The 14,294-nt window shown below is 51.6% G+C and carries 9 protein-coding genes; 5 read left to right on the top strand and 4 right to left on the bottom strand.

The annotated features are described in order from the left end of the window. The first annotated feature begins 23 nt into the window (after positions 1-23). The 3 genes from ACO0K9_RS02345 to ACO0K9_RS02335 all read left to right on the top strand — a co-directional run bounded on the left by ACO0K9_RS02345 (position 24) and on the right by ACO0K9_RS02335 (position 5,393). On the top strand, positions 24-2,390 hold the full coding sequence (locus ACO0K9_RS02345) for a TonB-dependent receptor (RefSeq protein WP_422981364.1): 2,367 nt from the start codon (positions 24-26) through the stop codon (positions 2,388-2,390). A 131-nt stretch (positions 2,391-2,521) separates the two neighbouring features. Beyond that, positions 2,522-4,108 carry a tetratricopeptide repeat-containing sulfotransferase family protein gene (locus ACO0K9_RS02340; RefSeq protein WP_422981362.1) on the top strand — a complete coding sequence of 529 codons (1,587 nt, stop codon included), beginning with the start codon at positions 2,522-2,524 and terminating at the stop codon, positions 4,106-4,108. Between the two features lie 49 nt (positions 4,109-4,157). Further along, positions 4,158-5,393 carry an MFS transporter gene (locus ACO0K9_RS02335; RefSeq protein ID WP_422981360.1) on the top strand — a complete coding sequence of 412 codons (1,236 nt, stop codon included), beginning with the start codon at positions 4,158-4,160 and terminating at the stop codon, positions 5,391-5,393. A 91-nt stretch (positions 5,394-5,484) separates the two neighbouring features. Here the strand turns inward: ACO0K9_RS02335 and ACO0K9_RS02330 are convergent, their stop codons facing one another. Together ACO0K9_RS02330 and ACO0K9_RS02325 are read right to left on the bottom strand one after the other, a co-directional pair. Continuing rightward, positions 5,485-6,966, bottom strand: coding sequence for an NAD-dependent succinate-semialdehyde dehydrogenase (locus ACO0K9_RS02330; RefSeq protein ID WP_422981358.1), 1,482 nt, complete (start codon positions 6,964-6,966; stop codon positions 5,485-5,487). A gap of 33 nt (positions 6,967-6,999) precedes the next feature. Further along, positions 7,000-8,268 (bottom strand): 4-aminobutyrate--2-oxoglutarate transaminase, encoded by a 1,269-nt coding sequence (locus tag ACO0K9_RS02325; RefSeq protein WP_422981356.1) that lies wholly within the window; start codon positions 8,266-8,268, stop codon positions 7,000-7,002. 190 nt (positions 8,269-8,458) lie between these two features. On the opposite strand from ACO0K9_RS02325, the gene ACO0K9_RS02320 reads away from it, so the two are divergent. Both ACO0K9_RS02320 and ACO0K9_RS02315 read left to right on the top strand, forming a co-directional pair. Beyond that, the gene (locus ACO0K9_RS02320; RefSeq protein ID WP_422982500.1) at positions 8,459-9,961 is read left to right on the top strand and encodes a PLP-dependent aminotransferase family protein; all 1,503 of its coding nucleotides are present in this window, start codon (positions 8,459-8,461) and stop codon (positions 9,959-9,961) included. Between the two features lie 216 nt (positions 9,962-10,177). Then, a complete protein-coding gene (locus ACO0K9_RS02315; RefSeq protein ID WP_422981354.1) occupies positions 10,178-10,480 on the top strand; it encodes a hypothetical protein in 303 nt (100 codons plus the stop codon). 291 nt (positions 10,481-10,771) lie between these two features. On the opposite strand, the gene ACO0K9_RS02310 is transcribed toward ACO0K9_RS02315, so the two are convergent. Together ACO0K9_RS02310 and ACO0K9_RS02305 are read right to left on the bottom strand one after the other, a co-directional pair. Then, positions 10,772-11,101 carry an ankyrin repeat domain-containing protein gene (locus tag ACO0K9_RS02310; protein ID WP_422981352.1) on the bottom strand — a complete coding sequence of 110 codons (330 nt, stop codon included), beginning with the start codon at positions 11,099-11,101 and terminating at the stop codon, positions 10,772-10,774. 153 nt (positions 11,102-11,254) lie between these two features. Next, on the bottom strand, positions 11,255-14,101 hold the full coding sequence (locus ACO0K9_RS02305) for a diguanylate cyclase (protein ID WP_422981350.1): 2,847 nt from the start codon (positions 14,099-14,101) through the stop codon (positions 11,255-11,257). Between the last annotated feature and the right edge of the window lie 193 nt (positions 14,102-14,294).

Below are 14,294 nucleotides of genomic sequence, written 5' to 3'. Positions count from 1 at the left end.
CAACTTCATCCAGAGAGAGAAAAATGAAATCAGAGAGTTTGTTACAGAAAAAACGTCTGGCATCTGCCATCGCGCTGGCCTTCGGTGTCGGGCATGCGATGACACTGCATGCACAAACCGCCGGCAAAGAAGAGATTTCCACGGTGACGGTAACGGCGCAAGGGCGCAAAGAAAACATTCTTAAAATCCCTTACAACATCTCATCTCTGAGCGGACAAGACCTGGAAGAAAAGAATATTACGGACCAGACCGAAATGTTGCGCAGCGTCGCCGGTGCATCCATCGTCGATCGCGGCAATCGCAACTCTGGGGTGATCAGCGGCGTGACCATGCGTGGGCTGAACGTCAACGGCTCGGCCCTGGGTGACTTCCAGACGTCGGCCGTACCAACGGTGTCCACTTACGTCAACAATACGCCTCTGTTTGCCAATTTTTTGATCAAGGATGTCGACCGGGTTGAAGTCTTGCGTGGCCCGCAAGGCACCCTGTATGGTTCTGGCTCGCTCGGTGGTACGGTACGCTATATTACCCGCCGTCCGGAGCTGAATACCTATTCAGCCAAGATTGACAGCAGCATCAGCCGTACCAATGGTTCTGAAGGCACCAATTACACGGCAGATGGTGTATTCAACGTGCCGCTGGGTGAGCTGTTCGCGCTGCGTCTTGCTGCCGGCAAGGTCAATAATGCCGGCGTGATTGATTACCCGAATGTGTATGTGCTCGACAGTAAGGGCGCACCCGTTGCACCTAACGGTATTCTCGACAAAACTGCCAGCTATCGCTCGGTCAAGGATGCCGATACCGTCAAAATTGACTACGCCCGCCTGTCCCTGCTGGCCAAACCGAACACGGACTTCCAGGCCCTGTTCACTTACCAGACCCAAACCGATGATGTCGGTGGCCGCCGCCAACCAACGATTGGCAACAACGGCTATGGCGTGCCATATGGTCAGTATGAAAATGGTTCGGTGCAGTTGGAACCATCTACCCGCGACGTCAAACTGGCCGCACTGGAAATGGATCTCGACCTGGGTTTTGCCACACTGTCCAGCGGCACATCACACTACGACCAGAAAGGCAGCAGTCTGTCAGAAAATACCGGCTTCTATGCAAAAAATGCCTGGCTGGCCAATTACTACTACAACTACCCGCGGCCTATGGCACAGGCGGTGCGCAGCTATGGCGACAAAGCCTTTGTACAGGAAATACGTCTGGTGTCTAAAAAAGGCAACAGCGTTGACTACATCGTCGGCGCCTATTATCAAAACCAGGATCTGAACGCAGCACAATTCAGTTACTTGCGTGGCCTGAAAGCCTGGTCCGATGTAGCGCAACCCAAAGCCGGTGTCACCAGCGACAATGATTTCGTCTTCCAGCGCGCCCAAAACTTCAAGGAACGGGCCCTGTTCGGCGAACTGACCTGGAATCTTTCCCCCGCGTTGCGGGTGACTGGCGGTATGCGGTCATTCAAGACCGATTTCAACAACGACTCCATTCTTGGTTCCGGGGTGATTGCCCCCTACAATGCAACGACACATACCGTCATCGAGCAAAATGATTCCGGTAATTTATATAAGGGAAATATCTCCTGGGATTTTGCTGATAAACAGATGCTGTACATGACTGCGTCTCAGGGCTACCGCCGCGCAGGTGCAAATGCCGTGCCGCTGACCGGCAATTTTGCAGAGAATAAGGCCTGGCAAACCTTCAAACCGGACACCAATACCAACGTGGAACTGGGTATCAAAGGTGCCAGCGGGTCAATGCGCTATAACGTATCCTTGTTCCACATTGACTGGAAAAACATACAGATCGATACGACTACACCGAACTGGGGTTTCTATGTCGCCCAAAATGGTGGCAAGGCCAGCAGCCAGGGCCTGGAGGCCGAACTGAGTGGCAGATTTGGTGAAGGCTGGCGCTATACGTTAAGTTACGCCTATGTCGACGCCAAGCTGGATGAAGATGTCCGCCGTGCAGACAACCCGGCTGTCATCACCGCAAAAGCAGGCACAGTATTGCCCGGCACCGCCAAAAATACCTTGAGTGCATCGCTTGAACACACCATGACGTTTGACAATGGTCTGTACTGGACTAACCGCATCAATGCCTATTATCAGGGTTCAACAGAAAACGCGATTTCTTCTTCAGCCCTGGTCAAAAAAACCTGGGACAGCTTTTCGCAATGGGGTCTGTCTTCTACGCTGATGGGTGGAAAATGGAGCGCCACCTTCTTTGTCAAGAACCTGACCAATAATGCTGGCATCACCGGCGGCTTCCTGGAAGCATCCATGGGAACCAGCCCATCGCAGAATTATTACGGTAATGGCTCAAAAGTATTGATTTCACAACCACGTACCATCGGTTTTTCTGCAAACTACAACTTCTGACTACAACTTCTAACTAACACTGCATTTTTCTTACCCCCTGTCCGGTGCTGTTTTCAGGCACCGGGCAAAAAAAACCATCGAAAAACCGTATCTACGAAATAAAGCCGCATAAACAATACACTGACAACACCATGACAACAGCCATGAATTCGCAATTGCAACAACTTGACCGGCACTTACGTCATGGTGAGCAGGCGGCAGCAGCCGTCTTGTGCCAGCAAATTATCGCTGCCGAACCACAATCACTTTCCCTGCATCTGACAGCCAGCCAGGTATGGCAACGACTGGGTAAGTTTGATGCCATGCTGGATATGGCAAGCAAGGCTGTTGCATTGTCCCCGTTTCACCCACCGGCGCTATTAAGGGAAGTGGAAAGCCTGGTGTATTGTGGACAGATTGCCGCCGCGCGTGAAAAAATAAAAACCCTGGAGCAGCTTGCCGACAATGACGCCGCCTTGTTGCAGGACGTTGCCCACATGTATCTGCATTGCGCCGCCCATCTTGATGCCGCGCGTTGTTATGAGCGCGCCGTTGCCTTGCAACCAGATCAGGCCCTGTATCTGTTCAACCTGGCGTCGTCCTGCGTTACTACTGGTGAGCTCAGCAAGGCAGAAACCTTGTTCAACCGTGTCATTGCACTTGACCCGGCAGACTTCGGTGCCTGTCTGAACCGCTCCATGCTCAAGACCTGGAAACCAGAGCAACACCATATTGCACAACTGGAACAACTGTTGCTGCGTCTGCCAAAACAACATCCGGGTGAAGTACCCTTATGTTATGCGCTGGCGAAGGAACATGAAGACCTGGGTGACGCCACCAGTTCATTTCAATACCTGAAACGTGGTGCCCTGCGTCGCCGCAATATGCTGGCGTATAAAGGAGAAAACGATGTCGCTGCCATGAAAAAAATCCGGCAGACCTTCACTGCCGAACTGTTCTCTTCCTTGTCATCGCCGCAGCCATCGCAGCTACCAACAACGACGGCAGAGCGCGCCCTGTTTGTTTTGGGCTTGCCACGCAGCGGCACAACCCTGGTAGAGCGCATACTCAGCTCACATAGCCAGGTCGGCAGCCTGGGTGAAATCAATAACCTCGCCTTCGCCATCATGCAAATGGCCGCTGGACCGGGCAATAAGCTGGACATGATAGAACGTTCGGCCCATATCAATATGTCACAACTGCGCGAGATCTATCAACATGGTATCGCGGGGTATGGCAATGACGCCCCCTGGCTGATCAACAAAACCCCAGAAAATTATCTGTATCTGGGGTTGATTCATCAGGCTATGCCACACGCCAGGATTATCCATTTGCGACGTCATCCGCTGGACAGTTGCTATGCCATGTACAAGACCCTGTTTCGCATGGGTTATCCATTTTCTTATAGCCTGGAAGACCTGGGGCATTACTACCTGGCCTACCATCAACTGATGCAACATTGGCGCGAAGTCTTGCCGGGCAGATTTCTCGACATCGACTATGAAGTGCTGGTTGATCAACAAGAAAGCAGCACCAGAGCCATGCTGGCCTACTGTGACCTGCCCTGGGAAGATGCCTGCCTGGATTTTCACAACAATACAGCACCCGCCGCCACTGCCAGTGCCGCTCAGGTACGTCAGCCTCTGTACCGCAGTTCAGTCCAGCGCTGGCGCAGCTATGAAGAACAGCTTGCACCACTGGCAGCATTCTTGACTGAACACGGTATCAACTGTGATTGACGCCGACATCGCTACCCACATCTCAACTTAAAATCAAACCAGACAGACCATGATCATTTCATCCCGCTTCCCCAAAGTTGCCCCCGACAGCATGACTGCGCGCGTGCTTTTGTCGTTTCTGGCAACTGCCGGTCTGTTTTACGTCAACATCATGCCGGCCCTGGTGGATGGGCTGAAGGAAGGCCTGGCATTCAGTAGCAAACAGGCGGGCATGGTAGGTTCTTTCAATATGTATGGTGGTGCCTGCGGTGCTTTTGTGATCGCCTTCATGGCCCGTCGCCTGAACTGGAAGCCGGCTGCGCTATGGATGCTGATTGGCTTGATCATCATGGATTTGCTTTCCATCCCCGTCAGCAAACCTGAGTTACTGATGGCCGTGCGTTTTGGCCACGGCCTGATCGGAGGTGCGCTGGTGGGCCTGGGGTTTTCCATCTTTGCCCGCACTGCTGCGCCTGATCGCACCTTTGGTGTATTACTACTGGTGCAGGCCGGTGCCGGCGGCCTGGGCGTCATGTGCCTGCCCTGGCTGGTATCGGTATTTGGTACGCCAGTCTTGTTTATCTGCCTGATTGCCTTTTCGATTGTCACGCTGCTGATGTTGCAGTTTTTGCCCGCCTATGAAGTCATCGCCCCCAAAGCCGACACAAAGGCAGCAGCACCCTTGATGCTAACACCCCTGCTGTTTGCGCTATGCAGCGTGTTTCTGTTCCAGGCGGCAAACATGGGCTTGTATGCCTTCATCATTGGCCTGGGGCGGCAAGCCGGACTGGAAATTGATTTCATCAGCGAAACCCTGGGCATCGCAAATTGGGTAGGCATGCTGGGTGCTTTGCTGGTGGTCATACTGTCCACCCACTACGGCATCTTCAAGCCTATCCTGGGCGGCATGTTGCTGGCCTTGCTGGGTAGCTGGGCCCTGGTCAGCAGTGATGTCAAATGGATCTGGATCGTTTCCAACCTGATTACCGGCATCACCTGGAATTTTGTCATCGCCTATTTATTGGGTATGTGCGCACGTTTTGATCAGACCGGGCAAACCGCAGTATGGGGTGGTTTTGCTTCCAAGATGGGTCTGGCTTCCGGACCGATGATAGGTTCCTTCATCCTGCATGAAACCCAGTACACCAGCCTGATCTGGGTGGCGTTGCTGATGCTGTTGTTGGCAAGCTTGTTTTCGGGCATACCCGCCTGGATACTGGACCGTGGGGTTGACAAAGAAGAACCTGCTCCCGTACCTGCACCTACGCCAGAGCCGGATAACGAAACGTACACAACGGCATCCTGATCAAAACCGCATTCGCCATCAAATCACGGTCACAAAAAATGCCCTTCAATATCAAGGGCATTTTCCTTTTCCGCTTATTTTCCTTTTCTGCTTATACACCGCCAACACACCAATACTTGATGACCAGATAGTCATCGATCCCGTATTTGGAACCCTCTCTCCCCATCCCTGATTGTTTAACACCGCCGAACGGCGCCACCTCATTCGAGATCAGGCCAGTATTGATGCCGACCATACCGTATTCCAGTTGCTCTGCCGCGCGAAACACGCGACCGATATCGCGGCTGTAAAAATACGATGCCAGGCCAAATTCCGTGTCATTCGCCATGGCGATCGCTTCTTCATCGGTCTTGAAACGAAACAATGGCGCTACCGGACCAAAGGTTTCTTCACGGGCGATCAGCATGTCTTGTCTGGCATCGGCGATGACCGTTGGTTCAAAAAAAGTACGGCCCAATACGTGGCGTTGACCACCAGTCAAAATCCGTGCCCCTTTCCCCACCGCATCTGCAATCTGCGTTTCCACCTTGCAGACAGCCGCTTCATTAATCAGCGGTCCTTGATTCACTCCAACATCCAAACCATTGCCAACGACAAGATTTTTGTTAACCGCTGCCACCAGTTTCCCGCTAAATACATCGTACACATCATCATGTACATAAATGCGGTTGACGCACACGCAGGTCTGGCCAGAATTTCTGTATTTCGATGCCAGCACGCCTTCCACTGCCGCATCCAGATCAGCATCACTAAACACGATGAAAGGCGCATTGCCGCCCAACTCCAGGGATAACTTTTTAAGATTGGGTGCCGACTGCTGCATCAGCAAACGGCCAACATCGGTAGAGCCAGTAAAGCTAAGCTTGCGCACCAGGGTATTGCTTGTGATTTCATGCCCTATCTCTTGCGGGTCACCAGTCACGACATTGAATACCCCTGGTGGCATGCCGGCGCGGCTGGCCAATTCGGCCAATGCCAGGGCAGAAAACGGTGTCAGTTCTGCTGGCTTCACTACCATGGTACATCCTGCCGCCAACGCCGGTGCCGCCTTGCGGGTAATCATCGCCGATGGAAAGTTCCAAGGTGTAATCGCTGCGCAAACACCAATAGGCTCTTTGCTTACCATAATGCGACGGCCATCTGCCGGTGACGGTATGGTATCGCCATAAATACGTTTGGCTTCTTCGGCAAACCATTCTATAAAAGACGCGGCATAGGCAATTTCCGCCCGCGCCTCGGCAATGGGCTTGCCCTGCTCTGCCGTCATGATATACGCCAGGTCATCGCTATGCTGCAAGATCAAGCCATGCCAGCGGCGCAATATGGCTGCACGCTCTTTCGCCAGCAGGTCGCGCCATTTCTTCAGTGCGACATGACTGGCGGTGATCGCCCTGCGAGTTTCATTCGCACCCATTTTGGGAACTTCACCAATCACCATGCCGGTTGCCGGGTTGATCACAGCAAAGCTGGCCCCCGTATCGGCAAGACACCATTCGCCATTGATATACGCCTGTTGCCGGAACAAGCCGGGGTCACGCAAGTTGGCAGTGAGGCTTTCGCTATGAATAAACATGAGAAAATCATTTTCAGGTGGGTACAGAATCAATCAGGCGCGCAAGGCTTCATCCAGAATATCCAGCGCTTCTGCCATGACGGCGTCGGGAATAGTCAGCGGATACAGGAAACGAATCACATTTCCATACACACCACAGGTCAGCAGCAGCAAGCCCTTTTTCATGGCGTGCGCCTGTACCTTCTTGGTGAATTCGGGGTTGGGCTTGCCTGAATCGGGGTGATGAAACTCCACTGCCACCATGCTGCCCAGACCACGCACATCTGCGATTTGTGCCACGCCTTGCTTCACCACCTGCAGACGTTCCTTCAATTGCGCACCCAACTGATTTGCTCTTGCACACAAGTGCTGTTCTTCAATAATGTCGAGCACAGCCAGCGCCGACACCACCGCCAGCGGGTTGCCCGCATAGGTGCCACCCAGGCCACCCGGTGCCGGTGCATCCATGACATCGGCACGGCCACAAACCGCCGACAACGGCAAGCCACCTGCCAGGCTTTTTGCCATAGTCATCAGGTCAGGCAAGACATCATAATGGGCCATGGCAAACATCTTGCCGGTGCGGGCAAAGCCGGTCTGAATTTCATCAGCGATCAGCAAAATACCGTGCTGGTCACACATATCACGCAAAGCCCGCATGAATTCTGGCGGTGCCACGTTAAAACCGCCCTCGCCCTGCACCGGCTCAAGAATGATGGCGGCAACCCGTTTCGGTTCAATATCAAATTTGAAGAGATGCTGAACCGCATCGATTGCCTGCTGCACACTGATACCATGTACCGCATTGGGAAACGGTGCGTGATACACCTCACCCGGAAAAGGACCAAAACCAATCTTGTAAGGTTCCACCTTGCCAGTCAGTGCCATGCCCATCATGGTACGACCATGAAAGCCGCCCGCAAAGGCGATCACGCCTGAACGACCAGTGGCCGCGCGGGCAATCTTGATGGCATTTTCAACCGCTTCAGCCCCGGTAGAAAAAAATGCCGTTTTCTTGGCATGTGTGCCCGGGCTGATCTGGTTGATTTTCTCCGCCAATTCAACGTAGCTGCCATACGGCACAATCTGATACGCCGTATGGGTAAACTGTTGCAGTTGTGCGCTGATGGCGGCGATGATCCTGGGATGTCTGTGCCCGGTATTCAAGACGGCAATGCCCGCCGCAAAATCGATATAACGTTTGCCTTCCACATCCCACAGTTCGGCATTCTCGGCACGCTCTGCATAAAAATCACACATCACACCAACACCACGCGGCGTTGCCTGGTCTTTACGGGTTTTCCATTCAAGATTGCTAGTCATCATTTGCCTTTATCAAAAACGCTGAAACACATCAAAACAGATTCATGGTGATTGCATGGTGGCGTATTTTGGCACCATTAAATAGTGCCAATTTCAAGTTTTTAATAGAACCACTTTGAAAAATATGGCTATAATGAATACAGCAAAACCCAGCAAAATCCAGGACCCACATCCTCACAAGCCAAGCCGCATGCAAACCTTCAATCTGTCTGACTACCTGCTGCAATATCTGGATAAAAATACCGCTATGCCGCGTAACCGCCAGTTGTACAGACTGATGCGGCAAGCCATCCTTGACCGGGTTTTACCTGTAGACACGCGCTTGCCGTCCAGCCGCGACGTCGCCAAAGAACTGGGCCTGTCACGCAATACCGTGCTGTATGCCTATGAACAATTATTGGCCGAAGGCTATGTAGAAACCCGTGCCGGCAGCGGCACTTATGTTGCAGACACCGTGCCCGACAGCGTTGAATTACCATCCGGCCTGATCCAGGCACCCAGGGCCAGCGTGCAATTGTCACGGCGTGGCCATGAACTGCTGGCGCAGGCCAGTGCATCCGCAAGGCAATGGGGGGCATTTGTGCCGGGAGTGCCAGACGTGACCCAGTTCCCCTACAAAATATGGAACAGCCTGCAAAACAAAATCTGGCGCAAACCACCGATAGCAGCCCTGACCTATGGTCAGGGTGGTGGTTACCACCCCCTGCGCGAAGCTGTGGCCGACTATCTGAAAGTGTCACGCTCAGTCGACTGCGACGCCAGCCAGGTCGTCATCACCAATGGTATTCATCAGTCCATCGATTTATGCCTGCGGCTGTTGAGTGATCCGGGTGATCTGGCCTGGGTAGAAGACCCCTGCTATTGGGGGGCGCGCAATTTACTCAAGGCATCCGGTGTCAACATACACCCTGTCAAGCTTGATGCAGAAGGCATCTGCCCCAATGCGGATGACCTGGCAGCCGTGCCGCGCTTCATTTTTGTCACACCATCGCATCAATATCCGCTCGGCATGGTCATGAGCCTGGCACGCCGCCGCAGTTTGCTTAACTATGCGCAAAGACATGAATGCTGGATCATGGAAGATGACTACGATAGCGAATTTCGCTATGGCGGCAGACCATTGGCATCCCTGCAGGGGATGGATAGTGGTGAACGTGTGCTCTACATGGGTACCTTCAGCAAAACCATGTTCCCCGGCTTGCGGCTTGGCTACCTGGTGCTGCCCAAAGCATTAAGCCAGCCCTTCATCACCGGCATGGAAGAACTGCACCGCTCCGGCCAGACAGCATTACATGCGACGATGGCTGAATTCATGACACAAGGCCATTTCAATTCCCATATCCGCCGCATGCGTCTACTGTATGGCAGCCGGCTTGAACTCTTGCAACAGCAAATCGCAAGACACTTTGATGCCGATCAGGTCTATGCATTAGGCAGTGATGCTGGCCTGCATTTGACGCTCAGGCTGCCAGCCAACTGTAATGACCAGCTTGTCGCCCAAGCGGCACAGGACAAAGGCATCGCGGTAAGGGCCCTATCCAGTTATTACCATGCACCCGCCCAGGCAACATCAGGCCTGGTGCTGGGTTACGCTTGCGTAGACAATAAGCAGATTGCCCCTGCGTTCGACCTACTCGCAGAGGTCATCAAAGCGCATTTATCAGCAGGCCTTGCTGGTGATAAAACGGGGTAGTGTCATGCAGTCAGCACCGCTATCGATACCCCTGATGTGCCAGCCAATAAATGTTTTTTTGCCAAGTCGACAATTTTTTTGCGCATGATCAATAGTGCGGCATGATGAAAGAGCTTATCTGCACATATAGGGCTACAATAGAAAGCATTCAGACATCATACCCGTGATGCCTTCTCCGCTTAAACTGTTACAGTCCACTGTTAAGGAGCAACGCGTATGCAACACTTGCATGACCGGTTCGGTGTACCAGATGAAAATCTGCTGGCAGCTCAAAATTCATCGTCAAAACAAAAAGGCCACACGTCCCAAACTTACGTCCCTACACGTAAGGAAGTTGCCAAACTGGGACGAAAAAAAATCACCTCAATATTAATCGACTGGATGTGCCGAAGCCCTACAGAAATCATTCCCAGCCGCACCCAGATTATCGAGGTAAGGGATATCCTGCTGACCAGAAAAGACGCCGACAAACTCAGCGGCTTGATCACCATGTGCAACTACTACATCACGAACGACTGACAGGCACACACCCATAAAGAAAAAAAGCAGCCCGAAGGCTGCTTAAAAAAACTTCAACACCGAGGAGATGTTTGGCGTAGTCTAGAGCAATAAGCTTACAAATTTGTGACATCGTGCGCGAATCGGTATTGTTCTCGTACGAAGAATAGAGTTATTTTTTACCAATATACGAAAATATCGTCAGCAAAAAATATCACTCAATGATTGCGCTGGCACGTACCTAGTGGACAATAACAGTTAAAAAATTCCTTCCGCTTGCGTGATGACAATAGTTGTGTTTATAGCTTCAGGTTACTTTACTACATTCACAAACAATTGTAGCGCTGCTCCATGATTGCGGTGTGTTGCCCAATCAATAGGCGATTGTCCTGCTGGATCGCATAAATATGGATTCGCACCAAACTCGATTAAAAGCCTTGAAATTGAAGCGCTTGGAACTGCGCCAAATTCTCCCTTATCGTATCGGCGGCATGACTCTTCACACTCGATATCAATTGAAAGATGTAAGGGCCGTGCACCACCAAATTCTGCATCTGGAACATTGGGATCAGCACCTGCTTCCAAAAGGCATTTTACCGAATCATAATCCATGGATTCAATGGCTTGATGCAGAGGATGCATGATCTATTTAATTTAAGGTAGATTTCATTGGAACTTCGCAAGTACAAACTGGGGGCCCATTTTATCTCAGAAGTAACCTGTGGTGACATAGCATTGGCCTTGCACAATCGAATGCATTTGGTGCGTGATACCAAAAATCATTAAACTCGCAGATCACTCCACATACTCAACCCGATTCCTGCCCTGCTGCTTGGACCGGTACAAAGCCTGATCCACGTTTGAGATTAGTTCAGCCGCTGTCATTGGTTTTTGTGGATCAAAGGCGATGACGCCGAAACTGCCGGTGACCCTGATTGATTGTTGTTCGCCAATGCTGATATCTTGTTCCCGGATTGATTGAAGCAATCGTTCAACCAGGCCTTTTCCATGGACTAAATCAAGCCCGGGGAGAATGATCAAAAATTCTTCGCCACCGTAACGGCCGACTGCATCATATTGACGTACCGTGGCATTCATGCGACGCACGACCTCTATCAACACTGCGTCGCCAGCAGGGTGACCATAGGTATCGTTAACCCGTTTAAAGTTATCCAGGTCCAGCAACACCACCAGCAAAGAGGTTTTCTGACGCCCCGCTTTTCCCAGTTCCATTTCCAGAATTTCCAGCATGGCGGAGCGATTCCAGGCCGATGTCAAGCCATCCCTCAAGGCGCGGACTTTGAGTTCTTCGCGAGAAAGCTCCAGTTCCCGTGTACGTTCTTTAACGATGGCTTCCGTCTTTGCCTGAAGTTCAGTCAGCTTGCGCAGTCGATAGGTATGAATGATAAAAACCAGAATCAGGAAAGCTGCACCTATCAACATATAAAACCATATGGTTTTCCACCATGGGGGCTGGATCACCAGTTCCAGATACTTGATAGCTGAAGATTGCTGGGCATCAGAATTGCTGACAAAATACTCAAAACGATAGCTGCCAGGTTCCAGCGCGGTATAGCGTATTTTTGGTGTCGTCGATGTTGACCAGGCTGTTTCCAGCCCACCAAGTCGGTAATGAAATTCAAGGGCACCACGATTGCTGAAATTGAGACTTGCCAACACAAACTCTATTGGCTGGTGTGACCAGGCCAGGTCAATCGGTTTGTTGACGGAATAGGATTCATCTTCCCGATGGACGCTTTCAATCAGGCTGCTGAGTTCCTGCGCATTAAATAACCGATCAGGACGAAGGATGTGTGAAATGCCGTTGCTTGTCGCAATCCACATTGCACCATCCGGGGCTTCAAAAAAACTGCGCCCATTGGTTTCATTCCAGACAAATCCATTACTTTGATTGAATACCCGCCACTGTTTCTTGTTTAAAACGGCGACACCGGCATCCGTACCCACCCATAACCAGCCCCGGCTATCTTCCTGCAAAGAAAATATGATCTTGTTTTTTAAGACGGGCGATTCTTGTTGCTGTAGTTGTAAATTTCCATTGTTGATGCTTGCGCGTATCAAGCCTGCCTTTAGCGTACCAAGCCACAAGTCATTATTGCCTGCACAACTCAGGCCTGCCATGTTAGGCGGCTCACCATTGAACCTCACCTGAAAATCATTCCAGACCTTGCCATCAAAGCGCAGTAACTGATTTCGCGCGAGAACCCAGATGTCTCCATTCGGGCTTTGGCACAAATCACGGAAATTCCCGGCTTTAGAAATTTCCAGACCATTCGGGCCAGCAGAACGCATCACATTCATTTTGCTGGCACTGGTATCAATGACAAACAAGCCATTGACAGTCACCACCCAGATATTGCCTTTGCGATCTGCCAGCATCCGAAAAATCTGGGGCAGCGTTGCTACCTGCGTATAGGTCCGGTTGGTCGCGTCGAAACGCATCAGTTGTCCGGAATAAGTACCGCCCCACACCGTACCAGTATCATCAACCACCATGCCTGACCACTGGTGGTCAATTTTCCCTAGCCCGTCTGTATTGGCGCTGAAATACTGTTGATCGGGCCCAAGCTGCGCCGGGCCAGAGCGCGTGCCTACATGCATAACCCCTCTCCTGTCCCTGGCCAGCGACAGCACAACGTCGTCAGGCATGCCCTGTGCCATGGTCCAGCTTTCCCAATTACCCGAACCCAGCCATTTGATCAGACCCAGCCCACGCGACCCCAGCCACATGCCTCCATCTTTATCAAAAAGAAGGCCAGTCAGTCCGCCGCCTATTTTCAATCCATTCTGCCTGTCAAAACTGTCCCAGTGATCCTCGTTCCAGCGTATCAGTGCCTGATCGGCATTGCTCAATATCCGGCCTTCGGCATCGGCAGATATCCAGATTACCAGCCCCTTCTTATGCAGGATATCGCCTGGAGGTGTTCTATCTTTGAAACGGTCATCGTTCGCCGGCAGGACGACAATATGTTGCTCGCCTCTCGCCCAAAGCTGTCCGCTACTGTCACGGTAAAAACTACGCCACTGGTCGTCCGGCACGCCCCGCGACGCATCCCACACACGCGTTTTTTTATCACTGTATTCACAAATTGATTGCCCACATCCCAGCCAGAAATCGCCGTTATTATCACGGTGGACACCAAACAAGGCATCGGGTGCTGGCTGCGCAAGGTTTTGCTGGTTAGGGAAAAGTACTTCAAACTGAGGTTTGTCGCCAGGCATGGTCAACGCATATAAGCGTTGCTGGCTGACGAAGAACAGCTTTCCATCAGGCGACGAGCTGAATGTTTGACCAGCAGAGATGGGAAGCTTCTTACCGTTATTCAAAATGGGAGCAAAACGCTCACCCGCCCTCACATACACGCTGTCACTATTGCCGACCCACAATCTATTTTGGGCATCCACATGCAAGGCTGTTACGAATACTTCAGCCAATCCTTCTTCTTTGGAATAGCGGCGAAATTCGGCACCGTTATAGCGAAATAGTCCATTTTCTGTACCAACCCAGATATAACCATCCATATCAGTCGCCATTGCGGTGACCGACAGATTACCTAGCCCATCTTGCTGCGTGAAGTAGCGCAGAGGCATTTGCTGTGACTGGGCTGGCGCAACCCACATCAGCACTACCAAAATTAATGGCATCCGGCGAGCAAACCAAGATAAAAATTTACCCACGTAACAATACAATTTCGCAGCTCCTTAAATTTGACGTAGTGTCATTTCGCTGAACACATAGTGCAATTTGAAATTCAAGCGAATTTTCTGGTAACGGTGAATATCATAGAGTTTGCCGGTACAAAACCTGCCGGTC

Source organism: Undibacterium sp. Ji50W (assembly GCF_049340445.1).
Lineage (GTDB): Bacteria > Pseudomonadota > Gammaproteobacteria > Burkholderiales > Burkholderiaceae_D > Undibacterium.
This window is presented reverse-complemented; position numbering and strand designations above follow the sequence as displayed.